This window comes from Microcoleus sp. Pol7_B2 (assembly GCF_036701035.1).
Classification (GTDB): Bacteria; Cyanobacteriota; Cyanobacteriia; order Cyanobacteriales; family Microcoleaceae; genus Microcoleus.
Genome location: NZ_JAUBQB010000015.1, coordinates 78,451 through 104,394 on the forward strand (window position 1 = coordinate 78,451; position 25,944 = coordinate 104,394).

The following is a 25,944-nucleotide window of genomic DNA, read 5'->3' on the forward strand; positions in this document are numbered from 1 at the left end:
TTTGCGATGATTAATTTTCCACAGCCCCTAAAGCTTTGAGCGTGGATTTTTCAACTTCCGTTAAACCCGTCACACCCTTGATATTCATGTGTTCATAAGGTCTGTCACTTTTGAGTATTTTGAGGCACTCACCAGTCTCAATATCCCAAATCATAATTGTGCCATCCCGACTGCAAATAGCAATCAGTTTACCATCATAATTGAAGGCGAATGAGTTAATTCTACTGGTGTTATATTGGAAAATTTTTCGACACTCACCTGTACGAATATCCCATAATCTTACCGTGTGATCGACACTTCCACTAGCAACTAATTCACCCGAATAACTAAAAGCAACTGAACGTATCCAATCAGTATGCCCGTGAAAAATCTTGAGGCATTCACCGCTGTTGATATCCCATAGTCTTACTGTTTGATCCACACTTCCACTGGCAAGTATTTCACCGTTCTGGCTAAAGGCAATCGCGCGTGCCCAACCGGTATGCCCCTGCAAGATTTGGAGGCATTCACCAGTATGGATATCCCACAGCCTCACCCTTCCGTCATAACCTGTACTGGCAAATATCTCGCCCAAAGGACTGAAGGCAACCGAGTATAATGAACAGTTATGCCCTTGCCAGGTTTTGAGGCATTCACCACTGCGGATATCCCACAGCCTCACCGTTTGGTCATAACTACCACTGGCAAGTATTTCACCCGAAGGACTAAAGGCGATCGACCGTACTTCTTTTCCATCCTCTGGCAAAATATGGAGGCATTCACCAGTTTTGACATCCCACAGCCTCAGCGTTTGGTCATAACTTCCGCTAGCAAGTATTTCACCGTTTGGATGGAAGGCAACTAAATGTACCCGATCGAGATGACCCTGCAAGATTTGGAGGCATTCACCAGTGTTGGCATCCCACAGCCTAACAGTTTGTTCGTCATCGCCGCTGGCAAGAATTTCACCGTTTGGACTAAAGGCTACTGACCTTACTTGAGTGCTATGGCCTTGCAGCGTATTCAAGCATTCACCGCTGTTAATAGCCCACAGCCTCAGTGTTTGGTCATAACTACCGCTAACAAGTATTTCACCCGCAGGATGGAAAGCCACTGACCCTACTTGATTACAATGCCCTTGCAAAGTATTCAAGCATTCACCGCTGTTAATAGCCCAGAGTTTCGCTGTTTGATCGTAACTTCCACTTGCGAGTATTTCGCCATTTGGACTGAAGGCTACTGACCGGACTTGATCCAAATGTCCCTCCAAAGTTTTGAGACATTCACCGCTACCGATATTCCACAGCCTCACTGTTTTGTCGCCGCTGCCACTAGCAAGTATTTCACCAGCAGAATGGAAAGCAACTGAAAACACACTTTTAGTATGACCTTGCAAAGTTTTGACACATTCACCAGTACCGATATTCCATAGCCTCACTGTTTTGTCGCCGCTGCCACTGGCAAGTATGTCGCCAGCAGGATGGAAAGCAACTGAAAATACAACTTTAGTATGGTGTTGCAAAGTTTTGAGGCATTCACCCCTGCGGGTATCCCATAACCTTACTGTGCGATCGAAACTCCCACTAGCAAGTAGATTTCCATCAGAATTGAAGGTGACAAACATTACTGATTCGGTATGTCCCCGCAAAACTTTTAAACATTCACCAGTCTTGACATCCCATAACTTAATTGTTTTGTCATAACTCCCGCTAGCAAGTATCTCGCCGTCTGGACTGAAGGCGACAGACTCCAGCACGTTGGTATGTCCTTTACAGGTCAATATTTCTCTGCCACTGCTAGCTTCCCACAGGCGAACTACGCCATCACTATCACCTGTAGCTAACAGTTTGCCATCTGGACTAAATACTACTGAGCGAACACTGCCGAAGATTTTAGTAAAAGCTGAATTAGCCAAATTCGCTTCAGCCAAATTGACGTGGCGCAGCGTCGCATTTGTAAAATCTGCACCTAAAATAACTGCACTAGAGAGGTCTTTACCTTCTAAAGCAGTCTTGTCCTTTTTTAACAACAGAGTTGCCGCATTCCCTCCCACGTAGCCTACTTCGGTTTCAGTTTTACCTCGCGTTGCTGCCAGAATTTCTAGAAGAGGCAAAACCCCGGTTTCAGAAACCATCGGCAACAACAAGTCCATGACTGCTTTCGTCAGTGGTGCTTGTCCGAAACTCTGAAGAAGTTGATCTAAATCTTCAGCAACAAATCCCTTCAAAGGCGCGATAAGTTCGTTCTTATTTCTCTTATGGGCCTGAAGCCGACAATAATTAGACCAAGTGTATGATTGAGGCGCTGCATCATTGACACAAGACTGTTCAGGCGCAACTAATTCGGTAAAGTCGGCAGCCAAAACTCCCAATTCCGCTGCAAATTTATAAGCGACAAAAAACTCTAATAACGAACGATGCGCCGGAGTATAATCCCCATCTGCATTGCGGATTAGCATCGTTTGACCCATCATGTCGTAGTGCCAGTGGTCTAAGTCTTTTTCCTCCTGCACGACGGAACCAAACAAGCTGCGAATACGATCGGGAAAACCGCGATAATTGAGACTCATTTGGTCGGTAGACAGCATTTCCCAAGACAGTTCGCACAAAAAGTAAAGCTTATCTGCTAAAGAAGTAAAAGTGCGTTCTGCTTTGATATCTCTCTCTATCTTCCGCCGGACCGCATACAGATAAATCCGCGACATATCGACGGGTTTTCCAGCTTCAATATCCGGCAATGCTTCCAAAATTAACTCTGTCATCACCGGGCGACGCGCTAAATCCAATAGCTGCGGGTTTCCCATCACTTTTTCTACAGTCGCCGCTTCTGTTTGAAATGACAGGGCTTGCCCAATTTGCTCGTCGTTAAATTTCTCTAATTCTAATACTTCAAATTGGGGAGTTTCACCTGTTAAAATGGTTGTTGATGCTTGCAGTTCTGCATTTAACAATGCCCGTCCTTCCTTGGCTTCAGGAAAGTATTCAGTACGGCAAGTGAGGATGACTTTTGCGCCGGGAACGACGGTTTTTGCTAATTCCCAAAAGTTGTTAATCATTTCCTGCCGATCGCACTTAGCGGCCATTTCATCAAAACCATCGAAAATTAGCAGAAATTTGCCCATGCGATTCAGTTGTTCAAAGGCCGAATAACCCGCCAAAGGTATCTCGTGCTTGCGAAAGAAAAACTCGGAAAATAGCGACTCGACGCTAACTGCTTTCGCGTAATCTCGCAAAGGAATTACTAACGGCAAACGCGGACGTTCTAAGCCGCGCTTTTGAGCATCTCGGTAGCGTTGCAGCGCCATCCAAGCATAGTGCATCGCAAACCAAGTTTTCCCGGTTCCAAATTCTCCTAAAACTGAAATATGTTCTTTTACTGGGTCATTCAACCACAGGTCAATATAACCTTCGATCCAGCCATCTCGCCCGTCATAATGACTCACGCCTATCTTGCGGTGAGTATCGGGGTCAATTTCTTCTTTCGTACAGGCTAGCGGCACATATTTGGTATCAATTTCTCGGCGAGTAATTTCTGTTTCTAGCCAATCCAGATAAGCGGTGAAATCGGCATCTTGGTCGAGTAATTCATCAAAAGTATAGCAAGCTAAATTAAGATTTTCGGCTTTCTCTACCTCATCTCGCGCGGCGCGACTGATGCGGCGGGCTGTGACTAACCACCCTTCATCGGTGCGCTGTCTTTCCACCGACTCGCGCAAAGCTGAGATGTCTCTGAGTCCCGCTTCTCCGGCAATTCCGCGCACTAAAATGCGATCGTACCGATTGCGTCTGACGGGAACATTGATAATCCATTCAAAATAGTTATCTTCCCAAATTTCATATTTCTCAAACCGATAACTTAATGTTTCAAACCAACCTCGAACTTGTTGCGATAAAATAAAAACTTTAGACTTTTGAATATTAGTTGATGCTGCAGCGGGAAGTGCGGGATAATCTTCAGCTTCCAGTCGTGCAAATTCGGTGCGAATTCCTTCGATAGTGGGGAGGCGTTCGATGCGATCCATTACCATAGATAGGCGTTTTTGCAAAGAGGCGAGCGCATTTCCCACCATCACATCTCCCAGCGTCCGCGTCCGCTTTGCTACTTCCATAAACACGGCGGCAAATGCCATGAATTCCCGTCGGGGGTCAATGCCTAAATCTCGAATTTCTTTGCCTAAAGCACTCTCATTCAGATATTCATCGCCTGCTTGAATTAAAATGGCTGGGCTATCGGACTCGAAAGCTTTGCGAAATGCTGATTCAATCTCTTTTTGGCGAAACAGTTCTAAAATCTGCTTCGGTTTACCAGCGCCGTATTCTACTAAAGTATAAACATAAACTCCGCTAAAATCTGCGGGCGGAGCATCCGGATCGAGGTTAAATCTTTTTAATAATTTGATAACAGCTTCGTTGCGCTGAAGCTTGTCTTTGATAGTGCCGAAGGGAATTGCCGTCAGGAGGCTGATAACTAAGTCGAGACTAATTGGCATGATTTAGGCTTTCCTGTTTTTCCGTGGAAGTAATGCTCAAATCTAGAATCGGTAGGCTATGTCCCTGAAATGCGCTGCGGGCGATCGCAAACTGCTCTAATTTTATGTTAACCCATCAGCCAACTGTCGCGCACTGACAGTCCGAGATTCGCACAATCCGAGATTTGCCATCTTCCTACAGTAATCTAACAGTGCGAGATTTGCCATCTTCCTACAGTCCGTCAGGGGTTGAAACCCCGATCGTGCTGTCGGATTATGCGAATATTTTAACCCCGGCCGTACTGTCGGATTATGCGAATATTTTAACCCCGGCCGCAGCATGGGAATATAGTAAAAAATATTAGCATTTTTTAATTTAGATGACCACTATAATTTTGAGAAAAAACCGACATATCTTGTAGTAAATATAGCTCTGATATTAGTTGTAATTTCCAATTTTTAAGAGTTAAAATGTAGATAACTAACAAATAAAATTTGCTATCTATGAAAATACAATCTTCTGTCTTAGTCCACCTAGGATTTGGCAAATATGTACGCTCCGACCGAGTAACAGCAGTAATACCAATTGAAGAAGAACGGGGGCCCGGTCGGCGCACTTTCGTGCACGTAGACGGCGAAGCAGACCCGATCGTTGCTTCGCGCGCCGAAGATACCATTGTTCGCGATTTGGTGCAGGAACCGCGCGAAATAACTCAAGCTCGGCAGCAACAAGAAATCCTCCAAGATTTGCTGGCCGATTTGAGCAATGTTAACGTCACCGTGCGCCGCATCAGCCGCGATGAAGGCGGACTCGATCTCGAACGTTTGGAGCGCCGCATTCGCCAAATCTTAGACGCCTAAAAATAAAAGACCGCCCGCGCGGTCTTTCTTATTGTTTGTATCGCTAAAAATTTTCATCTAAGGGTTTCAATGTAATTTCGATGTCCGCTAAACCGGTGAGTTTTTCTACCACGGGATCTTCTTCAACTCGCGGTACAAAAATAGTTAAACCTCCCGGAACGCACTCAATAGAAACCGGAGTCATGCCGATGATTTCGCCGTCTACAACCACTTTTTGAGGCGGATCGGCACTAATTGTTACTTTTTTTGCCCGCAAATAACCGATGTCGTCGCGATCCGTAGCATTGCCGCTCAAAGCTGTTTGCAATAGGTGATAAGAAGCTGCGATCGCCCCAGCTTTATTCTGAGGCGCCACCAGCGTCACGTCCAGCAAGCCGTCATCAAAAATAATTCCTGCCGGGCCTTGAGCTAAAATGGAAGTAGGTGGCGCTGCATTCGCCACGGTGACGGCCACAGCAGTAAGGCTGATAATTCTATCTTCGGTTTCGATTTCCGCTTCAAATCTTTCTAAATTGTTTAACTGTTTAATTCCTGAAAGAATGTAAGCCAGCATTCCCCAGCGATTCTTCATTTCGCGATCGGCAAGTTCGACGGTTTCCGCCTCAAAACCCACTCCAGCTAACAAAACCATCGGCATTTCACCGTTGCAAATCGCCGCATCCACCACCCGCGTCAACCCTCCCAAAATATTTTCGCAGGCGGTTTCAATTGTATTCGGAATCTCTAAAGCATTAGCAAAAGCATTAGCCGTTCCCCGCGAAATAATTCCTAAAGGAATATTTGTGCCGACAATCGCCCCAGCAACTGCGGATAATGTGCCGTCGCCCCCGCAAGCAATAATTGCCTCAACTCCTCTATCAACTGCTTCGCGGGCGATTTGATCTGCGTCTAATTCGGGGGTTGTCAGCCGAATGTCTAAGTCAATAAGAGGCTCTAAAAGTTCCTGAATTTTAGCTAAGTCTTGGTCGGGGTCGCTGTTACCGGCGACGGGATTGAAAATTAGGCAAGCTGAACGTTTCATCTTTGGTAATTGGTAAGGGGTAATTGATAATTGGTAATTGCTCATTGATAATATTATGTCCGGTCAATTGGCAACAATCAAATTGGTTTGTAGTGAGAACTCCAGTCCTCATCAAACTCGCTGGGACTTAAGTTCTCGCTACAAACCTAGAACGGTGCAGTATTTGTGGTAGAGCTTTAATTAAGACTTGACAAAAGTCCACTCTAAGACTTCGCGCGGAGCTTTGTGCAGCGCTTCCTTGATTTCCTTGTTGCTGTCGAACTTGACTTTATCCAAAAGGCACGCTTCGACGTTCACCGTAAACTTATCTTCTTCAAAAGGCCAAGGAGTTACAGTCACGAGTTCGTTGCTGTGCTGTACAATATCGTAGCGCTTGCCGTCCGGGCCGACACTAATTTCTAAAGCTCGTTCTCCGGCGGGTAACTCGCGGCTGCAAAGAATTAATGAGAGCCGATCGCACCACTGGAAAAAAGCATAAGCTGACTTAGCATCTTCCTGAGAAATATTCAACTCTTTTTGCCATGTTTTTTGATTTTCCAGTTGTTCGTCCAAAAACTCGTCGAGTTCCTTCGACTCTCCCCGCTTTCCTTCATTGAGATAGCTCATGTGCATAGAAATCAGCATTGCTACCCACCTACCACGATATAAGGAATTCTCCGTCATGGCTTTAATTTTCGGCAGAGAAGTTTCCGTCTGCAACGTAAAATCAAAGGGCGCGCCCGCTTCAGTCAAAATATTTTCTTCCCACTCTTTCTCCAAATCATCGTGATGCGAAATCGCGGCTATGGTTTCGTACAAGCGAAGCGGAGATTTCGAGCGCTTCCACTGTCCTCCAAGTTGGGCCGCGAGCAAAGCATGGGCGCGGTGGTAAATAATTTCCCAGCCGGTAGCGGTTAAGTTAGCAATCATTGAATTTTTGTCCTGAACTAAATTGATACAAGTATTTTGTGCGAGCATTCGGCTCTCGATCGCCTCTAACCTTAAAAAAGGGGGAACCGGAATCTGTCAAAGTCCACCTTTTTAAGGGCGATCGAGACTTACAGAAAAACGAAAGTTAAATCACAAAAGGTTCGATCAAGATCTCCTGCCATTTCCCCTCAAATCGTTCCACAACCATAGGTCGGATGCGGAACTTCGGGGGACACCCGTCGAGAACATCAATCCGCAAACACGAATAAGGACGGCGTTTGTGGGAACCTTGACCGCTGCGGCCGACAAATAGCAAAGATTCCGCTATCCGCCGAGCGGCTTTTTCCGATCGCCCGCCCTCACGCGCCAAGCGATAAGCTTCTGGACTCAATGGTTCCTGCAACATCGGCCCTTCCGGGCGCTGGCGGCGGAGACTGTGGCCGCTTCCCCCGCAGACAATCCAATTAATCCCGGAGTCGCCGTGTCCGGTATCCCCAGTCCGCAGGTATTCCAAACAGTGAGCGTGGCCTGTCAGCACCAAATCTACTAGCGGACGACCCCGCGCCACATCCCCAACAGCATCGGCCACCCCGTCGAGCACCTCGCGCAATCGCAACCGAACCGCCAAAGTTTGAGCTTGATTCCACTTTGTCGCCTCAGTCACGTAGGGGGGGTGGTGCAGGTAAATTACCCGCCCCCGCACCTCGGAATCGCGCCAAGAGTCAATCAGCCTTTTTTTCAGCCATTCGAGCTGTTCAACGTCGGTGGCGGCTGTTTTGTCGGGCGACAGTTGTTTGTCAATATCCATCAACATTTCGTCAACTTGCTCTAACTTGGCGGCTAAGTCGTCTAGCTGTTCGGCTTCCTCGGGAATTTGGGGGTTGAGCCGATCGCACATTTCGATCATTGCCAATTTTTCTTGTTCCAACTTCTGGCGATCGAGTTCCAAATTCTGGCGGCGAATGTCGCCCTGTTTGGTTTTCGGGATCGGTAAGGGCTCGTTGAAGGTGTTGGAGTCGAGGGCGAAGAAGTCAATGCCGCCGCTGCGGAAGGTGTAGTAGCGGTTGGGTAAGCGGGTAAAGCGTCCGGGTTGGTAGCGGATGCAGCGGCCTGTGCTGGTGCTGGCGGTGTAGTGGGCGTCTAGGTGGCGATCGAGCTCTCCCGGCATTTTATGAGCTTGCAGGTAGTCGAGAAACGCTTTGGCGTAGGTATTTCCGCGATCGGAACCGTGCCAGCCGACATCGAGATCCAACTTGGAACCCAACAGCCGGCGCAACGGCAAAGCTGTCGCCGACAGAATGCCGTAGACTATCGGCAAGTCGTAATAGTCGTGGTTTCCCGGTACGGGCAAAAACGGAAAGTTAAACACCATGCGATCGTAGGCAATCCGAGAGGGATGCTCGCCGCCGACGATAAATTCTCGGTAGGGGCGAATAAAGTTTTGCAAGTAATATTCGCTGGAACCGACGAGATAAACGACATCGCCCGTGTGGAGGACGAAACGGCAACTTTCGCGCTCGGAGACCATCTGTTCGGCAATCTGCCGCTGGGGATTGTAGCCGCGGTGATTGCCCGTGCCGCTGTCACCTATGACTAAAAACGAAAACTCTGGAGAGTCGGTGGTTTGAGATTCTAAAACCATCCGAGTTTGGTCGATTCCCCGATGGATGATCGACTGTTCTTGCCACCGCACCCGCTCGTTCATTTTGCGGATTTTGACTTTTATTTGCGGGTCGGAAACGAATTTCAATTCACCTCTTCTCCAAAATTGCTGAGTTCCTAGTTAATAGTGTAGCGATCGGGGGACTTTTTACCTCTCTCTAAAAGCTGAAAATCGACGCGCGGGCAGTCAGAAACAGGGTTTTGGACGACTATACAGCATTACAACTCACATCTTGCGCCATTCTCTTTAACCCGCCGGGGGTTTCAGCCCCCGTCTGACAGCTTTTCAGTCGGTTTTAACCGACTGAAAAGCTGAGAGGCAAAAGCTTTTAGTCCTATGCAAGAGGACTTTCGCTGTGAGACAGGGGTTTCAACCCCTGGCGGTTATTGGAAGTGGTGCAAGATGTCAGTTACCACCGATAGCAACGGCAAAAAACCTGGTTTCTTTGGTTTTGATGCGATCGCCCCGTGTCTAAACTCCAATAAGGGTTTGTACGAGCCGGTGCTGTTTGTTGTTGCCGAAGACGATGGAATCTATCAACGACGTGGGAAGATAACACTAACAATGCCAGCAAACTACAACGAACTCCAAATTATTTGATCGATCGCCCGGAAGCAGAGGATATTGGCGGGGCGATTAATGCGGCCATGAAGGCGATCGCAGGGCGAGAATGAGGAACTCGGCGGCGCTTTGCCTAGAAATTACAACAGCTTGGAAAAACCGATTTTGCGGGAGTTGTTTAAAATCTTAAATCGGATTCCCAGAGCAAATATTACTGAGGATGTGTCTGGGGGAAATTCTCAGTATTTCCTGGGGAATTTTGCTTAGGAAGAACGGCCCAAAGGCGGAGAGTTTTTTACTCCAATTTCACTGGTAAAGCTGATTGTCGATATAATAGAGCCGAATTACGGGCGAATTTTAGACCCGGCTTGTGATGGGGGAATGCTGTTTTCGAGTGGCTCAATAAAAATTTGGGTTAAGAAAAAGGCCTTACGAGAGAGTAATTCTCGCAATTTGCGATTTGATTAGATTGAGAGTTGGAGCTTTAGTTTTACCTAGTTAATAGCTGACACAATAATCAAAAAAACGAATAAATTAATCGATATTTATTCACCACTTTTTAACTATAATTGCTTCTAATCCTTATGCTGGCGTCACATCGAGGTTAAGTCAACTGGCTGTGCAAATTATGCACAATTGTGTCCCAGTAAGCCAGTCAGCTTTTGCCCCGATGTCTAGTGTTTTTGCGAAATAGTTTTAAGGTTCTGGACTGGAGGGATTAAACCCTCTAATCCTTTCATCCCCGCAACTATTGCCGAAGAGTGTTCAAGTTTTATTTTATAATTTTAATCCACACTCAAGGCATCGAACCACTGTAAAATCCGATTCCATGCCCACCACCGATCGCTATCAGCAAATTGATGCTGACAACGTTTACTACTGATATGCCCAACATGACCGCCGTAGGCTGTCACCACTAATTCTAAGGCAGGATTGTTCGCGCTAATGGCTTGCAACTCAGGGACAAGCACCGGGTCAAACATCGGATCGTCGGCTGCATAAAGGATGTAAGTGGGTTTTTTGAGGTGAGGCAAAATGTTTAGAGCGCTGCTAGCGTCATAGTATTCTTCCACAGAGGAGAAACCTAACGGGCCAATTACCAATTCATGGTCAAAGCCCCAAATGCTGTTGGCGCGTTCAATAGCTGCAGGATCGATCGCCCCTGGATGCGTTTTAGCGATGTTTTTTGCTAGTTTTTTTAACTGTCGCGCGATCGCTTTTTCTAAAAATTTCCCCCACTCATCTTTAACTAGATAAGACAGAGAACGGTTCGAGTCCAAGCTGGGGCAAATCACCGCCGCGCCTGCTAGTTCTGACTCTTCGATCCCTAAGTCAGGCCCCCAATCTGCGATCGTCTGAGCTGATTTTACGGCCCACAAGGCTAATTGTCCGCCCAGGGAATAACCCGTGAACCAAAAAGGCGCCGGACATCCCATTTCTTTAGCAGCGGCAGCAATCCGAACGAAATCTTCGCCTTCGTATAGGCCATCAGAAGTGAGGGTGGGAGAGAGTTGGGCAGTTTTGCCGTGAGCTCGCCAGTCAAATAATACCACTGCACAGCCTTGGGCATAGGCTTTACGCCCTAGTAGCTTCAGATACCATTGATTATCCAGATCGCCAGTAATGCCGTAAGTGCCGACAATGGTATATCGGGGATTTTCGGGGATTGCCACCCAGCCGAAAATGGGGACTCCACAGGCGCCAGTAAAAATGTGTTCTCGGTAAGGGGGTTCTGGGTAAGGGATCGTCTTTTCCCAACCGCGACTAGCCCTTAATGCGGTGTACAACGTCATTAATATGCCGTTGTTCAGCAGCCAAGGTGGAGTATAGGCAATGGTCATAAGCGAATGTCGGAAATGTCTGTCTCGTGAGTGGGATTTTTTTACTTGACAGGTTGGCTATTTTAGCGAATAACCCTGAAAACCGCAATACTTTTTGAGTAAATGCACTCAAGGGCGAAGTCAAGCCAAAATATTAATGGCTATTCATTTGGAACCATTTATTGGCGAATAGAAAAGAATGCCAGCTAACGAGGTTTAGCATATTGTAGCGGGTCGCCCAAACTACAAAAACCTGGTTGCTTTCAGAAACAGGGTTTCTGAGTCTTTCATCCCCGCGCAGATGTACAATAGGACGATCGCACTCTCCGACTCCAAGCGCGATCGATCCCTACACCCTGCCCGAAAAGGGCAACATCAGATAGAACGCAGTAAAAAAATATAAAATGCAAGCAATACAACTGTCTTTATTCTCAAATGAGTCAGGACCAATTCCTGTCAAAAAGCAGAAGAAAGCAAAATTAGGGCGTTACGAACGCATCCAACGCGAACTAGAAGCAAATGACTGCGACCCTACAACATATTCATTGATATTGAATCTCAGTCACTGCCAAAATCAGACTATACATTTGTCGATCTTTTTTGCGGTGCTGGCGGCATGACCCAAGGTTTATTGCAAGCAGGCTTTCGACCAGTAGCAAGCGTTGAAATTAATCCTATCGCCTCGGCAACTCACACAAAAAACTTTCCCGATTGCCATCACTTGTGCGACGATATAAAAAACTTAAATCCCCAAAAGTTGCTCGCTGAAATTGGTTCGCCAGAAGTTCATTTTGTTGTAGGCGGGCCGCCGTGTCAAGGCTTCTCAGTTGCAGGAAAATGCGACCCCAACGACCCTCGAAATCGCTTATTTAGAGAGTTTGTCCGCGTTGTCTCTGAAATACGTCCTTGGTATGTTGTCATGGAAAACGTACCCGGAATATTGACCATACAAAAAGGAGCTGTTAAGCAAGCCATTTGCGAGGCTTTTGAGGAAATTGGCTATCCCCATATGTCCGTTGCTGTTCTGGAATCAGCCGCCTATGGAGTCCCGCAAATCCGGCCGCGAGCTATTTTTATTGCCAATAGATTTGGGATGCAAAATCCCTATCCGAAGCCGCAATTGTTGCCGGAACAATACAAAGCGATTGAGTCAGCAATTGAGGATTTACCAGAGTATACTCCCATACCAAAAATTAACCACCAATGGACTCGTCATTCTGTTGAGTACATGGAAAGACTTGCTAAAGTCCCACCAGGCGGTTCTTTGTATGAAAGCTACGCCGATGCTTTCAAGCGACAGTATCCGGGAAAACCGAGCATGACTGTTAAAGAAAATCACGGTGGCACTCATATTCATCCTTATCTCAATCGCGTGATTTCAGCTCGCGAAATGGCTAGATTGCAAAGTTTCCCGGATTCATTTATTTTTGAAGGTTCAATGAAAAAGGCAATGTGGCAAATTGGAAATGCCCTGCCGCCCCGTTTAGCAGAGTGTATCGGTTTTGCACTTATTCCATATTTGACTGATATTGCTGTGAACAAATTTAAGCAGCCTGAAATAATCGTTCTAGCTTCTTAGTTGCTGGTAATGGTTTACCTTCAACTTGACAACTCTCGATTAGTAACTCCAGTACCTCTCGCGCATTGTAGATAGCTTCTTCATAAGAATCTCCGTGAGTTACTGGTTGCATTACATCCTCAAATTCAGGCAAAAACACGACAAAGCACCGATCTTCTTCTGACCATTGGATAACAACTGTATATTTCACGGTTCTGTCTCCTCTGCTTCGATTTGCCTTAAAGCCTCAAGTGTTTCGTTGACTAACTTCTCTAAATATAGTTTACCATCATTTCAGTTTATAACTATTTCTTAGGTCATCCAAATCTTCATTTTTGATAATTAAAGTTGATGGACGGTGATTCGGGCAGTCTACTATGTAGCTAGTATTTTCACGGAGATGAGACTTACAAATTACGCTTTTATCGCAAACCAAAGAACTAGCTCCTGACTGATTGTATTCTATGGGAAATAAAAAATTGCAATTAAATCTAGAAGTAATCTCTATAGGAACGTCAGAAACCATAGATTCGATTTCTTTCTGAGAGAAGTATTTATAGCAGGGTGTTATTCTATAATCTTTATACTCATCTATAGGAAATTCAGTATATATATATGAAGGAACCCCATCTCGATTTAAAGGCTTGGGTTTCTTACTCATCGAAAGCGTAAAGACCACTAGCAGATCATTGATATAGATTAGCTTATAAGCTTTTCCTACTAAATCTAGTTTGGGGTTACTACTTTCACAGTTTGAAACAGACCATTGAAAATAAGTTAGGTTATTAAGTTTCTCAAAGATCCCTTTTTTGCTTAGGGTAGCAATCTCAAATGAGCCTCCATAACCCGATTTTATGTTATCAAAATCTTTAGCTAATAAGGCTGCACAAATAGTTAGCGATGCTTGAACAGCTTCGTCGAATTCACTGTGTTTTTTAGGTAGGTCGGGATTTCTTGGTTGAACTACTTCTTCTAATAGATGTATTAGGTCCTTACTACCAGAACCTGCTATTAATGTATTCCCATACGGGGGTATTGTTTTTTGATTGATTTCTGCTCCGTTAAAAGAATACTTAAATTGTTTTATGCAGTCATCATCAATAATATATCCTATAAAACCAACCTCAAGCTTTGCAATCCACTCTTTTGTTTCGTCATTTTCAAAAAAGGATTTTAAAGATTTTTCTGTGAACTTTTCTTCGTCAGAACGGGCTTTAATTTCTTGTAAAATTGTCTGTGCAGCGTACATATCTCCGCACCAGGCGATCATTAGATTCGAGCTGATAACATTAACTTTTTGGCGAAGTTTCGGAATTCCGAGCCATAAATCTTCAGGAGCAGATTCTTTTAGAGTTTCATTAGTAGGGATATTAATACGCTCAGAGGGGTCTAGACAACTTATTAATACATCTCCTATTAGTACAGGATGATTGTTGATGTAGAAGGCAGCTATTAATGTCATTTAACAAATCCTTAAATTTATTGATAGCTTTAATATAACAAAAATAGATTTTTTGGGAAAGAGAAATTAATCTCGGCAGTTGCTTTACGAGATGACCTAAAGCACGCAGAATCTTCTGTTTCGATCGACTCATCTGCCAATTTTCAGTCTCTGCGGACGATCGGTCTACGGACGATGTGTCACATATCTGGAAAGTTCGATCGCCCGAAATTCCCCATCCCGACTGAAGACGGAGGCCTCGCAGAGGTACAATAGGACGATCGCATTCCCCAACTCCCACCGTGATAGAGCGCTACACTTTGCCCGAAATGGGCAACATCTGGACTGAAACCGCCAAACTGAAAAGCTGGCTGCAAGTAGAAATCGCTGTCTGCGAAGCTCAAGCCGAACTCGGCTACATCCCCGCCGCCGCAGTCGAAGAAATCAAAGCTAAGGCTAATTTTGACCCCAAACGAGTCCTCGAAATTGAAGCCGAAGTCCGCCACGACATGATCGCTTTCTTGACAAATGTCAACGAATATGTAGGCGATGCCGGCCGCTACATTCACCTCGGCTTAACCAGTTCCGACGTGCTCGATACCGCTTTGGCGCTGCAATTAGTCGCTAGCGTCAATATTTTGTTAGAACGTGTCGAAGAATTGAGTCAAGCTATTCGCTATCAGGCTCAACAACATCGCAATACCGTCATGGTTGGTCGATCGCACGGAATTCACGCCGAACCCATCACCTTTGGCTTTAAACTAGCAGGATGGCTGGCAGAAGTCTTTCGCAACCGCGCCCGATTGGTGAATTTGCGATCGTCCATTGCAGTCGGCAAAATCTCCGGCGCAGTCGGAACCTATGCTAATATCGATCCGCGAATAGAAGCGATCGCCTGTCAAAACCTGGGACTCGAACCCGATTGTGCATCGACTCAAGTTATTTCGCGCGATCGACACGCCGAATACGTCCAAACCTTAGCACTCTTAGCAGCATCGATCGAGCGTTTTGCAGTAGAAATCCGCAACCTGCAGCGCACCGACGTACTCGAAGTCGAAGAATTCTTTTCCAAAGGGCAAAAAGGCTCATCCGCCATGCCCCACAAACGCAACCCGATTCGATCGGAAAGACTCACAGGGATGGCGAGAATCGTCCGCGCCAACGCCGTCGCAGCCTTAGAAAACGTTGCGCTTTGGCACGAACGAGACATCTCTCACAGTTCCGTAGAACGGATGATTTTGCCCGACAGTTCTACAGTAACTCACTTCATGTTAGTAGAAACCACAGACTTAGTAAAACACCTGCTAGTCTATCCCGAAAACATGAAACAAAACATGAACCTTTACGGCGGAGTCATCTTCAGCCAGCGCGTCATGTTAGCCTTAGTAGAAAAAGGCACGAGTCGCGAAGACGCCTACAAAATTGTGCAATCTTGTGCTCACGAAGCTTGGAACAAACCGGGCGGCAATTTCTACAATTTAATTGCTAAGGACGAGCGCGTAACAGCTAAAATGACGACCAAAGAAATTGATGATTGTTTCGATCCGCAGTATCAATTGAGGCACTTAGATTTAGTGTATCAGCGCTTGGGAATTTGAGGACAATTAACAATTAAAAATGACTCAGAGAGAAAAGAGAGCGAGCGTTCTCGCGCTTGTCCCACAGTCCGCCGGGGGTTAAAACCCCCGTCTCATAGCTAAAGTCGGTTAAAACCGACTGAAAGACTCATAAAATAAAAGTTTTAGAGAAATATTTCAGTCCTCTTCAGAGGACTTTAGCTATGAGACAGGGGTTTCAACCCCTGTCGGTCTGGCTGGCTGGCAGACAACACGAAAAGCGCGAAAATTCCCCAAAATATGAAATGTAAAAACTCTATTAAATATCCACTTAACAGAGCTATGAAATTCAACCGATTTACAAAATATTTAATTGTATTCGCTCTAATATTACTATCTACAACCCTACTGAATTATACAAGGTCGATTCGCGCCCAGGAGCCGCCACAAGTGCAAATTACCCAACCAGAACCAAACCCAGTAGTACCTGAAAATATTTTCATGAGTCAACTTCCCCCTTCGGCACGACTCGTTGACATCCGCACCGTAAATCCCAACATTCGCCTCGATATCCGATACGCCACTACTAACAATTTCTTGAAACGAAAGCTTTACCCTATATCGAAATGCGCTTTGAGAAATTCTGTTGCTCAACAGTTAGGGCTAGTTCAAACAGATTTGGAAAAAATCGGATTGGGTTTGAAAGTTTACGATTGCTACAGACCTTTCTCTGTCACTAAGCAAATGTGGCAAGCTTGGCCAGATCCCCGCTATGTTGCTAATCCTGCTAGGGGTTCGCGGCACAATCGCGGTGCTGCTATAGATTTGACTTTAGTCGATCGCACTGGCAAAGAATTAGAAATGCCCACACCTTACGATGATTTTACCGAAAAAGCTCACGCAGATTATCAAGGCGGCAGCGCGGAATCTCGGAAAAATCGTCAAGTGCTTAAGGACGCGATGAAAAAACACGGATTTATCGGTATAACAACTGAATGGTGGCACTTTGACTCTGAAGATTGGCAGAAATTTGCGATTCTTGATATATCGCTTGGAACGATTCCTTAATTATACTATTTATTAAAAGTCGCCGATCCGGGTAGGGACACGGCACTGCCGTGTCCCTAAATATGTCATAAAAGTCATTGCAGTTTTACCGAAAATTCGTATTCGTATCCTCGGAAATTAGAGTCTAATTGTAATGTGTAACTGCCTGTTACTGGGACTTTTCCAGTCCACTCTGTTTCATTTTCGTGATAAGTATCTCCGGCTAAAAGTTTGCCACCGGGAGTTATAATTTGCGGGAAAACTTCTTGCCGATTCCTAACAGTCATTGTTTGACCTTTTCTGGCGCGAATCCGGTAAGAATGGCTGCCGCCGCCGATGATTCGGCCTTTAACAATTGCTTCATCTCCTCCCGGCAGAAAATTAATCTGCTGGTTGAGGTTAGAACAACTGCTTTCGGTGCGTCTTTTCGCAACCCAACCGGGAACTGGATCGGTAATTCGCAGCCAACCGTTTTGTTCTTCGGCGACTGAAACAAAGGTATTATTTTTGAGTTTTCCTACTATTTGGCTGCCGCTTACTTGCGGGATCGATCGCACATTTAGCGGTGGATTCGGATCGCTGACTACAGCCATACTGATTTTGCAACCCGAATTTGGCGGTGTGACAACTACTGGCTCAACTTTTCGCGGGGAGACTCCTGCAACTAGCGAGGATTGAACAGCCGGGGTTTTTGCAGGTTGGGGTTGGGATTTCGGAGATTCTGCAGCCTGGGTTTGTGCTTGCAGAGATTTTGGTTGCCGAGATTCAGGGTTGTTCGTCGGCCCTGCAATCTGGTTTCTGGTGGATGCCGGGGGTTCTGCAAGGGGAAGATCGGATTGTTTCATCGCACCCGACTGTATAGTTGCAACAGCCACTCCCACCGCTGTTGCCAGTCCTGCTAAGCTTACTGTGATGATTTGACCCTTAGTAAATGACATAAAAAACCCTCTCTGTATCTATACTAATAATTTTTGTTTGGGAGTTGGGGCGATCGCCAGTTAATTTATGTGGAAATACCTAGTGCGGGCCACAGGGTCAGGATTTTTATATAAAATTTCCGATCCATAAGTGCCGCAATAATTTGAGTCAATAATATATACTGGACGCCTATACTGATGGTAATCTTGCTCTGGGTTATTTGGGCGCAAATTTGCGGAGGTAAGCGTTCAGCGCGAGGTACATAAAATGTCAAAATTGATTTTTCAGAGATTACAAGCGCCCCGCGATCGATTGTTGGAGGAGGTGAAGCAGGAAGTCCAAGCAGGACGATCGCAGTCTTTACACGCCGCTGTGCTGGCCAACCTCAGCCAAGACTCGGCGCCTCTTGGTGTTAACCGCTGTTGGGATGTGGAAGTGAAAGCCGGCAACCGTCCGAGTTTTCGGCTTCCTCCCAAAGCAAGCATTGCTAAAGTGTTCGATCGCAGCAGCGGCAAATTGGTAATTTTGGGAGCGACGGGTGCAGGCAAAACTACGACGCTGCTAGAATTAGCTCGGGTGTTAATTTCCCGCGCCCAAAAAGATGCTAGTTTGCCAGTACCAGTGCTGTTTGAACTCGGATCGTGGAAAGCAGAATCCGGGGCGATCGCAGATTGGTTAATTGCTCAACTTCAGTTCAAATACGGCATCTCTCCTGGTGTCGGCAAAAAATGGCTTGCCGAACAAAAATTGCTGCCTCTCCTCGACGGCTTGGACGAAGTAGAAACCCACCGCCAAAATATCTGTATTCAAGCAATCAATCAGTTTGTTGAAAGCGAATTTAAACCCAAACATTTAGTAGCTTGCAGCAGTTTTGAAGCTTACAAAAACTGCGAAACGAGATTTCGCCTGCAAGCAGCAGTTTTATTGAAACCTTTAACAGAAACTCAAATTCAAAATTATCTGCAAGAAGCCAGAAGTCGCGAACTTTGGTACAGCATTGAGCGCGAGCCGGAGTTGTTGAAAATAGCAAAAGTTCCCTTGCTTTTGAGCATGATGGCTCTGGCTTACGACGATATTTTAATCGAAGCTTGGAAGCGGCTAACTTCCGCAGAAGAACAGCGCAAATATCTGTTAACTGCCTATATTCGCCACCAAATGACCGGACAAGTCAAGCAGTATCCCAGAGGTAAGGAACTGCGGCCGGAACAAATTCGCCACTGGCTGGGATGGTTGGCCAGAAGAATGGAACAGCAAGGAATTCAAGAATTTTACCTCGATCGCATACCGTCTAGCTGGCTGCAAACAGCCGATGAACGGCGTAAGTATCAGTTTGGAGTTAAGCTGGTTGGCGGGCTGATTTGGGTGATTTTGGGATTAATTGCCAGCCTAGTCTCCGGGTCAATTTGGGGATTAATTGCGGGTGCTGTTGCTGCGGTAATTAGTGCTTTTTTGCCGGGAATTCCGGGGATTGAAAGTTTTATATTGCGCCTGGTGCTGTGGTCGAACGGCTACATTCCTTGGGATTACAAGCGTTTTCTCGATGCTGCGACCGATCGCCTGCTGCTGCAAAAAACGGGCGATCGGCGTTATCGATTTATTCACGATTTATTGCAGAAACATTTTTCAGAGATATAAATGCCGACACTTGACAAAATTAAATAATTATGATATGTGTCTTGCCAACCGTCCACGGTTCAATTGCCGAATTTGCGATCGACTCCTAGATCGACACCCCCAAAAGGTTAAGATTCTAATCTGACCCTCCTGCAATCATTGCTTCACCTCCTATGGCAGAAACCTTATTGTTCAACGCCCTCCGCGAGGCGTTAGACGAAGAAATGGCCCGCGACTCCGCCGTATTCGTACTCGGCGAAGACGTAGGTCAATACGGCGGTTCCTATAAAGTCACCAAAGACCTCTACAACAAATACGGCGAACTTAGAGTGCTCGACACCCCGATCGCCGAAAATAGCTTTACAGGTCTGGCAGTAGGCGCAGCAATGACGGGACTGCGGCCGGTCATCGAAGGCATGAACATGGGCTTTTTGCTGCTGGCATTCAACCAAATTTCCAACAATGCCGGAATGCTGCGCTACACATCCGGTGGCAACTTCAAAATGCCAATGGTAATTCGCGGGCCCGGCGGCGTGGGCCGGCAACTCGGCGCGGAACACTCCCAGCGCTTAGAAGCATATTTCCAAGCAGTACCGGGTTTGAAAATAGTCGCCTGTTCGACTCCCTACAACGCCAAAGGACTCTTAAAATCAGCCATCCGCGACGATAACCCCGTTCTGTTTTTCGAGCACGTTCTTCTTTACAACCTCAAAGAAAATTTGCCAGAAACAGAATATTTAGTGCCGCTGGACAAAGCAGAAATTGTGCGATCGGGCAAAGATGTCACAATCGTGACTTACTCCCGGATGCGACACCACGTCATGCAAGCCGTGCCCGCCCTGGTAAAAGAAGGTTACGATCCAGAAGTAATCGACCTGATTTCTCTCAAACCCCTGGACATGGAGACGATCGGCGCATCCATTCGCAAAACTCACAAAGTAATTATTGTAGAGGAGTGCATGAAAACAGGAGGCATTGGTGCCGAACTAATTGCTTCGATTAGCGATCGATTTTTTGACGAACTCGACGCACCGGTTTTGCGCCTGTCTTCACAAGATATTCCCACACCTTACAACGGCAATTTGGAAAGACTGACAATTGTCCAGCCCACTCAAATTGTAGAAGCAGTCCAAAAAATGGTAGCTTTGCGAGTATAAATAGTGATTAGTCAGTAGTCATTGGTTGACTGTTGACTGTTGACTGATGACTGTTGACGGATGACTGATGACCGATGACTGTTGACTAAAATCTGCCAACCGCCAACTGCCAACTGACAACTGCCAACTGACCAATGACTAATAATTAAATATGCAAAAACAACGTTCCATATTAGCCCTAATTTTTGTTTTAATCATCGCCGCCATTACTGTAATAGTAACAATTCCGACGCGGCTGGGATTAGACTTGCAAGGAGGGTCGCAACTCACAATTCAAGTAAAAACTACCCCCACAATTCCCAAAATTGACCAGGGAATGTTAGAAGCAGTGCGGCGGATTGTCGAAAACCGGGTTAACGGTTTGGGAGTTTCCGAAGCATTAGTCCAAACAGTAGGAGAAGACCAAATTCTCGTGCAGTTGCCCGGAGTAAATGACCCGCAGCAAGCTGAACGAGTTTTGGGCGGCACGGCAAAACTAGAATTTCTGGAACAACTGCCCGGAACAGAAGCACAATTAGCCATTGAGAGGCAGTTGCAGCAAGAATTGCTGGTCAAACAAGAAGAATTGAAACGTAGCAACAATGAGGCAGCAATTAAAGAAAATCAGGCTGCTTTGAAAAGAAGCAATGAGGCGATCGCCAAACTCTTCAAAAGCACCGGCCTCGGTGGCGAAAACCTCAAAGACGCTCAACCTCAACCCTTGGCTGCTGGGAACAACTGGAACGTTGCTCTTGTTTTCGATACCAAAGGAGGCGAACTATTTGCCCAACTCACTAAAAATTTAGCCGGCACCGGACGCAGTATCGGTATTTTCCTAGACGAAAGAATGATCAGTTCTCCAGTCGTCGGCGTTGAATTTGCCCAAGCAGGAATTACTGGTGGAAGTGCCGTAATTCAAGGCAACTTTACAACGCAAGAAGCCAACGATTTGGCAGTGCAATTGCGGGGCGGTGCTTTGCCGGTGCCTGTCGAAATTGTAGAAAACCGCACGATCGGCGCTAGCTTGGGTAAAGACAGCATTCAAAGCAGTATTAACGCAGGTATAGGCGGCTTAGTTTTAGTCTTGATTTTCATGGTTGCCTACTATCGACTCCCCGGCGTAATTGCCAATATTGCGCTGTTAATTTATGCTCTGTTAACTTGGGCAGCTTTTGTGCTTTTGGGAGTGACATTAACGCTGCCGGGAATAGCTGGTTTTGTGCTCAGCATCGGGATGGCCGTGGATGCTAACGTGCTGATTTTTGAGCGCACGCGGGAAGAGTTGCGGGCGGGGAAATCGCTTTATCGATCGGTCGAATCGGGTTTTTACCGCGCTTTTTCCAGCATTTTAGATGGCAACGTCACAACGGTTATTGCTTGTGTTGCTTTGTTCTGGTTGGGCGCTGGTTTAGTTAAAGGGTTTGCTGTAACTCTGGGATTGGGCGTAGTAGTGAGTATGTTTTCTGCTATTACTTGCAGCCGCACTCTACTTTTGGTAGTGTTAAGCTTTCCGGCGCTGCGAAAACCTCAGTGGTTCTGTCCCAATTTGTCGAAAACTGCTAATAGTTAACCGTTGTTATTAGTTATTAGTTATTAGTTATGTGTTAGTTAGCTGCTACTAATAACCAATAACTAATAACTACTGACTTCTTCCTTCAATCCGTTACATCCGTTACACAATCCGTTGCCGAACTTCCCTCTTCCTTCAAATTATGAAATTCAGTGTTATCAAACAGCGATCGCTCTGGTGGAGTATTTCCGCCGCTATAATCCTTGCAGGTATAGTGTCGATGGCGATTTCTTGGACTCGTCCCGACATCCGCGCACCGCTGCGCCCCAGTTTGGACTTTATCGGTGGCACTCGCCTGCAATTTGAACTCGACTGCACGAAACCGGAAAATTGTAAACCCATCGATATTGCTGCTGTCCGCGAAGTCCTGGACGCCCAAGGTTTGGCAGGCAGCAGCATTCAAGTTATCGGCCAAGAACAGCGAGGTTTGTCGCTGCGAACGAAAACTTTGGATGTCGAACAGCGGACGAATTTACAAACAGCTTTGAGCGAAAAGATAGGCGCTTTTGCTCCTCAATCTACTCAAATTGATACGGTTGGGCCTACCCTCGGTAAACAATTATTTACTTCGGGATTGTTGGCTTTATTTCTTTCGTTTGCTGGAATTACGGTTTATCTAACGTTCCGCTTTCAGTTGGATTACGCCTTTTTTGCTTTCGTTGCTCTGTTCCATGACGTGTTGGTTACTCTTGGTGTTTTCTCGTTTTTGGGTTTAGTTCAAGGAGTGGAAGTTGACAGTTTATTTGTGGTCGCGCTCTTGACAATCATCGGTTTTTCTGTTAATGATACAGTGGTAATTTACGATCGCGTGCGAGAAATAATCAAGCTAAATCCGGGACAGTCGATCAATCAAATTGTCGATGATGCTGTTATGCAGACCATGGGAAGGTCAATTAACACGACTTTTGCTACTCTCCTGACACTGTTTTCCATCTTTTTGTTTGGCGGCGAAACCCTCAAATACTTTGCTTTAGCTTTGATTGTCGGTTTTATTGCGGGTGCGTATTCGAGTATTTTCATTGCCAGTACGCTGCTAGCTTGGTGGCGCAGTCGCCCGGGCCAGTCTATCCCCGTCCCCGCAGAAGGAATCAACCAGTCAGAGGAAGTTTAATTGACTGTTGACGGTTAACTGTTGACGGTTAACTGTTGACGGTTAACTGTTGACTGACTAATAATAAATCATCAATAATCAATCACCAATGATAAATGACAAATAACAAATGACTACTGACCCAACTTTTCAAATTGAAGTCCAAAGGCTTCACAAACTAACAGTTTACGGTCGCTGGCTAACTGTGATATTGCTGTGGACTAGCATCGGTTCTTTGAGCATTTGGAGTTTGCGCCGCGAAATCGCTTTGTGGTTAGAACACTTCACTTGGGCGGCGGTGCGCTACGGTTTATCTTTTCATCGCTGGCCGACTCTGGGTTTGGGTTTGTGCTTGGGAATGACTTTAGCTGTGCTAACTTGGCAAAGTCGCAATATGGTGCGAGGATTGCCCCTGCGGGAAAAACAGGGTTTGGAACAACAAGTTCGCCGCATTCGCCAACAGGGGCCGAGTCATCCTTTGTGGAAATGGGTTTGCAAAGGTTCGCGGTAGCCGACGGGCTTTATTCTTTAGTCTCAAGCCAGAGGAACGAAAGTTTGACCAGAAGCGGTTTCAACCAGGGTAAACGCATCTAAATTAATTTGACAAAAACGTGAATTTGTGCATTCATAACTAACTAAAAAAACCTTCTTAAAATTCTTAATTTTAACCCGACTTGAGCAGATTAAATCACAACCTTAAGATTTTCTGAACTTCTTAAAGCCGGATAATTTTCCTTCTTAGATTGCTATTATATTTCGAGTATTAACTGGCAGAGTTTAAAATTTTAACTAAATAATTACTGTCCATTGCTACTCGATACCATTTCATTTTTAGACTTAGTTTTGAAATCTTTTCTTGTCTCAGTAAGTTTATAGCACTCGCGACGTAGAAGTGCAAAATTTTCGGGAGAGTTCTGTTTCCGAATTCGGCTTTCATCTTCACAAAATGTAACGTCTAGCGTCCAATGTAAGCTATTTTCAATGCCCCAGTGACTGCGGAGCGCCCCAGCAATTGTCTCAGCATTACTGCTTAAACTACTCAAGTAAAAACGAGCTTCTGTCGTGGTTTTATTCCACATCCGTCGTTCCCTAACTATCATGACAACCGTTTTTAATCCCGTCCCTAATTCTTGATTATGCAGAGATGGTAACTCGGATACATCAATAGTCCAGACTTGTCTTTTTTTCAATCTATGATCTCCCGCTTCTACTCGCTCCTAATAATTTTAATTATTGCATAAATAATCTTCTTTGTTCGCTACCTCAAACCACTCTTTCACAGCTTTGTAGAGGATTTTTTGATTGCCTTTTAAAGCTAAAACATAATCCCCTTTTTTCTGGACAATCAAAGAGGCTATGTCTTTTTGGCATACCATAGCATCTATAGTTATTACACGACCCACCAGTTCTAACATTTCTATTAATGCCGAAATTGCTGTTAGCTCATTAGATTGTCTATGGGCTTGTTTTGTCCTAAAACTAATTGATGATATGAATACCAGGCAGTAACTATATGTAGCGCTTTTTGCTGGTCATTTCGGTCATAAGATCGTTTTGCCATCAATGGCAATCACGTTTAGTTCTAATTCCCAGACTATCGCATTTACCCAACTCAAAAAATCTTCTTGAAACTGCTGCTGTTCAATTCTGGCAAACACTCGACTAAACCTGTCATGAGATGGTATACGATTGGGTAATTCTAGAAAGCTTTTTAATCATTCATATTTAGCCTTACCATAGGCTTCTATTCCGGATCTACCCCTCTGCACCGCTGATGATAGCTAGAATCGCAATTGATCTAATATCTTTGAGCAAATGTTCTTTACTTCTTTCTATTATTGGGTCTTTCAAATTGGCAAAGCCTTCTCAAAAACTGGCATTTAAAATATTCAGGGAAGGCAATGAATCTATTGGTTTTTGTTGGGAAGTTACAGCTTTAGTAAAACCTCTTGCCATTGATAGCACCACCACACTACAAGAAAATATATAGAAAATTAGTCGGCTATAACTGTAGCATATTTTGGCTTAAAGTTAAGATGCGTTTACCTTGCGGTTTCAACAGTAGGATATCGGATTGATCGTCGGTAATTGGCCGTTTGCCGGAAGTAAGGGAAAACACGCAGAATATAAATTCCGTGCGATCGCGGATGGCAGTGCTGTAAAAATAGGGCAAACTGATAGATAGGTGAAATAAGAATGAGCGAAATAAACAAGGTCGCTGGCAGTTTCAGAAGCTCTAAATCCAAGGCTGTATCTACCGCTAAACTCACTTTTGGAGGACGCAATATGTTGACTTCTTTAAGGGAAACGACTCGCGCCTCGGAATACGCAAATTCCCCATCCAAAAGCTTTGGATTCAAGGACTCCAGCATCAATGAATGTGGATATTTTGTTCCCATAATTTTGGCGGGGGAATCTGAGTGCATCGAAAAAATTACCTCGGCACTTCAAAAATATGCCTCTATTCTTAGAGAGATTGATAAAGTTCGCATAACTTCTAACGGTCGCTCGAACCAACTGCAATTAGGCTCTGTTATCCTCCGTTCAGATTAGCTCGATCCATACAAAAGTCAATTGCAAAAATAGCATATTCATCACATACGCTTGATAAGATAACTCCGGGGTGTATCTACTAATAATGCCCTTAATGGAGTATCCAATATGAGTTCTACATTCGCTCAAGTTAACTCAAAATCTGCTTGGGAAAAAATGCCACCGCGCTGCTTAGTCTT

General features: G+C 45.4%; 20 protein-coding genes and 3 pseudogenes. 13 read left to right on the top strand and 10 right to left on the bottom strand.

The window, feature by feature from the left end; all coding sequences use genetic code 11:
• Positions 1 to 10 precede the first annotated feature (10 nt).
• Positions 11 to 4,468, bottom strand: coding sequence for a WD40 domain-containing protein (locus QUA57_RS08800; RefSeq protein WP_333060345.1), 4,458 nt, complete (start codon positions 4,466 to 4,468; stop codon positions 11 to 13).
• Positions 4,469 to 4,951: 483 nt separating this feature from the next.
• Between QUA57_RS08800 and QUA57_RS08805 the strand changes: the two genes are divergently transcribed.
• The gene (locus QUA57_RS08805) at positions 4,952 to 5,308 is read left to right on the top strand and encodes a hypothetical protein (RefSeq protein ID WP_006631047.1); all 357 of its coding nucleotides are present in this window, start codon (positions 4,952 to 4,954) and stop codon (positions 5,306 to 5,308) included.
• 43 nt (positions 5,309 to 5,351) lie between these two features.
• Here the strand turns inward: QUA57_RS08805 and QUA57_RS08810 are convergent, their stop codons facing one another.
• The 3 genes from QUA57_RS08810 to QUA57_RS08820 all read right to left on the bottom strand — a co-directional run bounded on the left by QUA57_RS08810 (position 5,352) and on the right by QUA57_RS08820 (position 8,988).
• Complete coding sequence (locus QUA57_RS08810) at positions 5,352 to 6,329, bottom strand: YegS/Rv2252/BmrU family lipid kinase (RefSeq protein ID WP_333060346.1); 978 nt, start codon at positions 6,327 to 6,329, stop codon at positions 5,352 to 5,354.
• 180 nt (positions 6,330 to 6,509) lie between these two features.
• Positions 6,510 to 7,238 carry a DUF3891 family protein gene (locus QUA57_RS08815; protein WP_333060347.1) on the bottom strand — a complete coding sequence of 243 codons (729 nt, stop codon included), beginning with the start codon at positions 7,236 to 7,238 and terminating at the stop codon, positions 6,510 to 6,512.
• Positions 7,239 to 7,383: 145 nt separating this feature from the next.
• Positions 7,384 to 8,988, bottom strand: a complete 1,605-nt coding sequence (locus QUA57_RS08820; RefSeq protein WP_333060348.1) for a metallophosphoesterase — start codon at positions 8,986 to 8,988, stop codon at positions 7,384 to 7,386.
• A 315-nt stretch (positions 8,989 to 9,303) separates the two neighbouring features.
• Here QUA57_RS08820 and QUA57_RS08825 point away from each other — a divergent pair, with 315 nt between their 5' ends.
• Positions 9,304 to 9,501 (top strand): hypothetical protein, encoded by a 198-nt coding sequence (locus QUA57_RS08825; RefSeq protein WP_333060349.1) that lies wholly within the window; start codon positions 9,304 to 9,306, stop codon positions 9,499 to 9,501.
• Positions 9,502 to 9,750: 249 nt separating this feature from the next.
• Positions 9,751 to 9,930: pseudogene (locus tag QUA57_RS28655) on the top strand (N-6 DNA methylase); the annotation flags it as partial.
• Between the two features lie 317 nt (positions 9,931 to 10,247).
• Here QUA57_RS28655 and QUA57_RS08830 read toward each other — a convergent pair.
• The gene (locus QUA57_RS08830) at positions 10,248 to 11,303 is read right to left on the bottom strand and encodes an alpha/beta fold hydrolase (RefSeq protein ID WP_333060350.1); all 1,056 of its coding nucleotides are present in this window, start codon (positions 11,301 to 11,303) and stop codon (positions 10,248 to 10,250) included.
• A gap of 383 nt (positions 11,304 to 11,686) precedes the next feature.
• Here QUA57_RS08830 and QUA57_RS08835 point away from each other — a divergent pair.
• Positions 11,687 to 12,861, top strand: a pseudogene (locus tag QUA57_RS08835) (DNA cytosine methyltransferase).
• Here the strand turns inward: QUA57_RS08835 and QUA57_RS08840 are convergent.
• Together QUA57_RS08840 and QUA57_RS08845 are read right to left on the bottom strand one after the other, a co-directional pair.
• Entirely contained in the window at positions 12,827 to 13,051 is a 225-nt protein-coding gene (locus tag QUA57_RS08840) for a type II toxin-antitoxin system HicB family antitoxin (RefSeq protein WP_333060351.1), read from the bottom strand. The pseudogene QUA57_RS08835 and the gene QUA57_RS08840 overlap by 35 nt on opposite strands.
• 78 nt (positions 13,052 to 13,129) lie before the next feature.
• On the bottom strand, positions 13,130 to 14,302 hold the full coding sequence (locus tag QUA57_RS08845; protein ID WP_333060352.1) for a hypothetical protein: 1,173 nt from the start codon (positions 14,300 to 14,302) through the stop codon (positions 13,130 to 13,132).
• 281 nt (positions 14,303 to 14,583) lie between these two features.
• Here QUA57_RS08845 and purB point away from each other — a divergent pair, with 281 nt between their 5' ends.
• Together purB and QUA57_RS08855 are read left to right on the top strand one after the other, a co-directional pair.
• Positions 14,584 to 15,879 carry an adenylosuccinate lyase gene (gene purB / locus QUA57_RS08850; RefSeq protein WP_333060353.1) on the top strand — a complete coding sequence of 432 codons (1,296 nt, stop codon included), beginning with the start codon at positions 14,584 to 14,586 and terminating at the stop codon, positions 15,877 to 15,879.
• Positions 15,880 to 16,179: 300 nt separating this feature from the next.
• On the top strand, positions 16,180 to 16,905 hold the full coding sequence (locus QUA57_RS08855; RefSeq protein ID WP_333060354.1) for a M15 family metallopeptidase: 726 nt from the start codon (positions 16,180 to 16,182) through the stop codon (positions 16,903 to 16,905).
• A gap of 74 nt (positions 16,906 to 16,979) precedes the next feature.
• On the opposite strand, the gene QUA57_RS08860 is transcribed toward QUA57_RS08855, so the two are convergent.
• Positions 16,980 to 17,822: an SH3 domain-containing protein gene (locus QUA57_RS08860; RefSeq protein WP_333060355.1), complete on the bottom strand. Its 843-nt coding sequence runs from the start codon at positions 17,820 to 17,822 to the stop codon at positions 16,980 to 16,982.
• A 247-nt stretch (positions 17,823 to 18,069) separates the two neighbouring features.
• Between QUA57_RS08860 and QUA57_RS08865 the strand changes: the two genes are divergently transcribed.
• The 5 genes from QUA57_RS08865 (at position 18,070) to QUA57_RS08885 (ending at position 23,723) form a co-directional block, all read left to right on the top strand.
• Positions 18,070 to 19,437, top strand: coding sequence for an NACHT domain-containing protein (locus QUA57_RS08865; protein WP_333060356.1), 1,368 nt, complete (start codon positions 18,070 to 18,072; stop codon positions 19,435 to 19,437).
• Positions 19,438 to 19,589: 152 nt separating this feature from the next.
• Entirely contained in the window at positions 19,590 to 20,573 is a 984-nt protein-coding gene (locus QUA57_RS08870; protein ID WP_006631063.1) for an alpha-ketoacid dehydrogenase subunit beta, read from the top strand.
• A 151-nt stretch (positions 20,574 to 20,724) separates the two neighbouring features.
• Positions 20,725 to 22,122, top strand: a complete 1,398-nt coding sequence (gene secD / locus QUA57_RS08875; protein ID WP_333060357.1) for a protein translocase subunit SecD — start codon at positions 20,725 to 20,727, stop codon at positions 22,120 to 22,122.
• A 142-nt stretch (positions 22,123 to 22,264) separates the two neighbouring features.
• Positions 22,265 to 23,233 (top strand): protein translocase subunit SecF, encoded by a 969-nt coding sequence (gene secF / locus QUA57_RS08880; RefSeq protein WP_333039293.1) that lies wholly within the window; start codon positions 22,265 to 22,267, stop codon positions 23,231 to 23,233.
• A gap of 109 nt (positions 23,234 to 23,342) precedes the next feature.
• Positions 23,343 to 23,723 (top strand): hypothetical protein, encoded by a 381-nt coding sequence (locus QUA57_RS08885; protein WP_333060358.1) that lies wholly within the window; start codon positions 23,343 to 23,345, stop codon positions 23,721 to 23,723.
• A gap of 286 nt (positions 23,724 to 24,009) precedes the next feature.
• Here QUA57_RS08885 and QUA57_RS08890 read toward each other — a convergent pair.
• Positions 24,010 to 24,714: pseudogene (locus tag QUA57_RS08890) on the bottom strand (ISAs1 family transposase).
• 39 nt (positions 24,715 to 24,753) lie between these two features.
• Entirely contained in the window at positions 24,754 to 24,897 is a 144-nt protein-coding gene (locus QUA57_RS28660; protein ID WP_445304465.1) for a hypothetical protein, read from the bottom strand.
• 89 nt (positions 24,898 to 24,986) lie between these two features.
• Between QUA57_RS28660 and QUA57_RS08895 the strand changes: the two genes are divergently transcribed.
• Positions 24,987 to 25,202: a hypothetical protein gene (locus tag QUA57_RS08895; protein WP_333060359.1), complete on the top strand. Its 216-nt coding sequence runs from the start codon at positions 24,987 to 24,989 to the stop codon at positions 25,200 to 25,202.
• A gap of 296 nt (positions 25,203 to 25,498) precedes the next feature.
• The gene (locus QUA57_RS08900; RefSeq protein ID WP_333060360.1) at positions 25,499 to 25,765 is read left to right on the top strand and encodes a hypothetical protein; all 267 of its coding nucleotides are present in this window, start codon (positions 25,499 to 25,501) and stop codon (positions 25,763 to 25,765) included.
• Positions 25,766 to 25,944: the final 179 nt, after the last annotated feature.

Bases quoted from the DNA above. Each gene is read 5' to 3' on its own strand.
- QUA57_RS08885 (WP_333060358.1), top strand. From the start codon at position 23,343: ATGACTACTGACCCAACTTTTCAAATTGAAGTCCAAAGGCTTCACAAA.
- QUA57_RS08845 (WP_333060352.1), bottom strand. From the start codon at position 14,302: ATGACATTAATAGCTGCCTTCTACATCAACAATCATCCTGTACTAATA.
- QUA57_RS08830 (WP_333060350.1), bottom strand. From the start codon at position 11,303: ATGACCATTGCCTATACTCCACCTTGGCTGCTGAACAACGGCATATTA.
- QUA57_RS08805 (WP_006631047.1), top strand. From the start codon at position 4,952: ATGAAAATACAATCTTCTGTCTTAGTCCACCTAGGATTTGGCAAATAT.
- secF (WP_333039293.1), top strand. From the start codon at position 22,265: ATGAAATTCAGTGTTATCAAACAGCGATCGCTCTGGTGGAGTATTTCC.
- QUA57_RS08800 (WP_333060345.1), bottom strand. From the start codon at position 4,468: ATGCCAATTAGTCTCGACTTAGTTATCAGCCTCCTGACGGCAATTCCC.
- QUA57_RS08860 (WP_333060355.1), bottom strand. From the start codon at position 17,822: ATGTCATTTACTAAGGGTCAAATCATCACAGTAAGCTTAGCAGGACTG.
- QUA57_RS08810 (WP_333060346.1), bottom strand. From the start codon at position 6,329: ATGAAACGTTCAGCTTGCCTAATTTTCAATCCCGTCGCCGGTAACAGC.
- QUA57_RS08900 (WP_333060360.1), top strand. From the start codon at position 25,499: ATGTTGACTTCTTTAAGGGAAACGACTCGCGCCTCGGAATACGCAAAT.
- QUA57_RS08855 (WP_333060354.1), top strand. From the start codon at position 16,180: ATGAAATTCAACCGATTTACAAAATATTTAATTGTATTCGCTCTAATA.
- QUA57_RS08895 (WP_333060359.1), top strand. From the start codon at position 24,987: ATGATAGCTAGAATCGCAATTGATCTAATATCTTTGAGCAAATGTTCT.
- secD (WP_333060357.1), top strand. From the start codon at position 20,725: ATGCAAAAACAACGTTCCATATTAGCCCTAATTTTTGTTTTAATCATC.
- QUA57_RS08815 (WP_333060347.1), bottom strand. From the start codon at position 7,238: ATGATTGCTAACTTAACCGCTACCGGCTGGGAAATTATTTACCACCGC.
- QUA57_RS08825 (WP_333060349.1), top strand. From the start codon at position 9,304: ATGTCAGTTACCACCGATAGCAACGGCAAAAAACCTGGTTTCTTTGGT.
- QUA57_RS08865 (WP_333060356.1), top strand. From the start codon at position 18,070: ATGTCAAAATTGATTTTTCAGAGATTACAAGCGCCCCGCGATCGATTG.
- QUA57_RS08870 (WP_006631063.1), top strand. From the start codon at position 19,590: ATGGCAGAAACCTTATTGTTCAACGCCCTCCGCGAGGCGTTAGACGAA.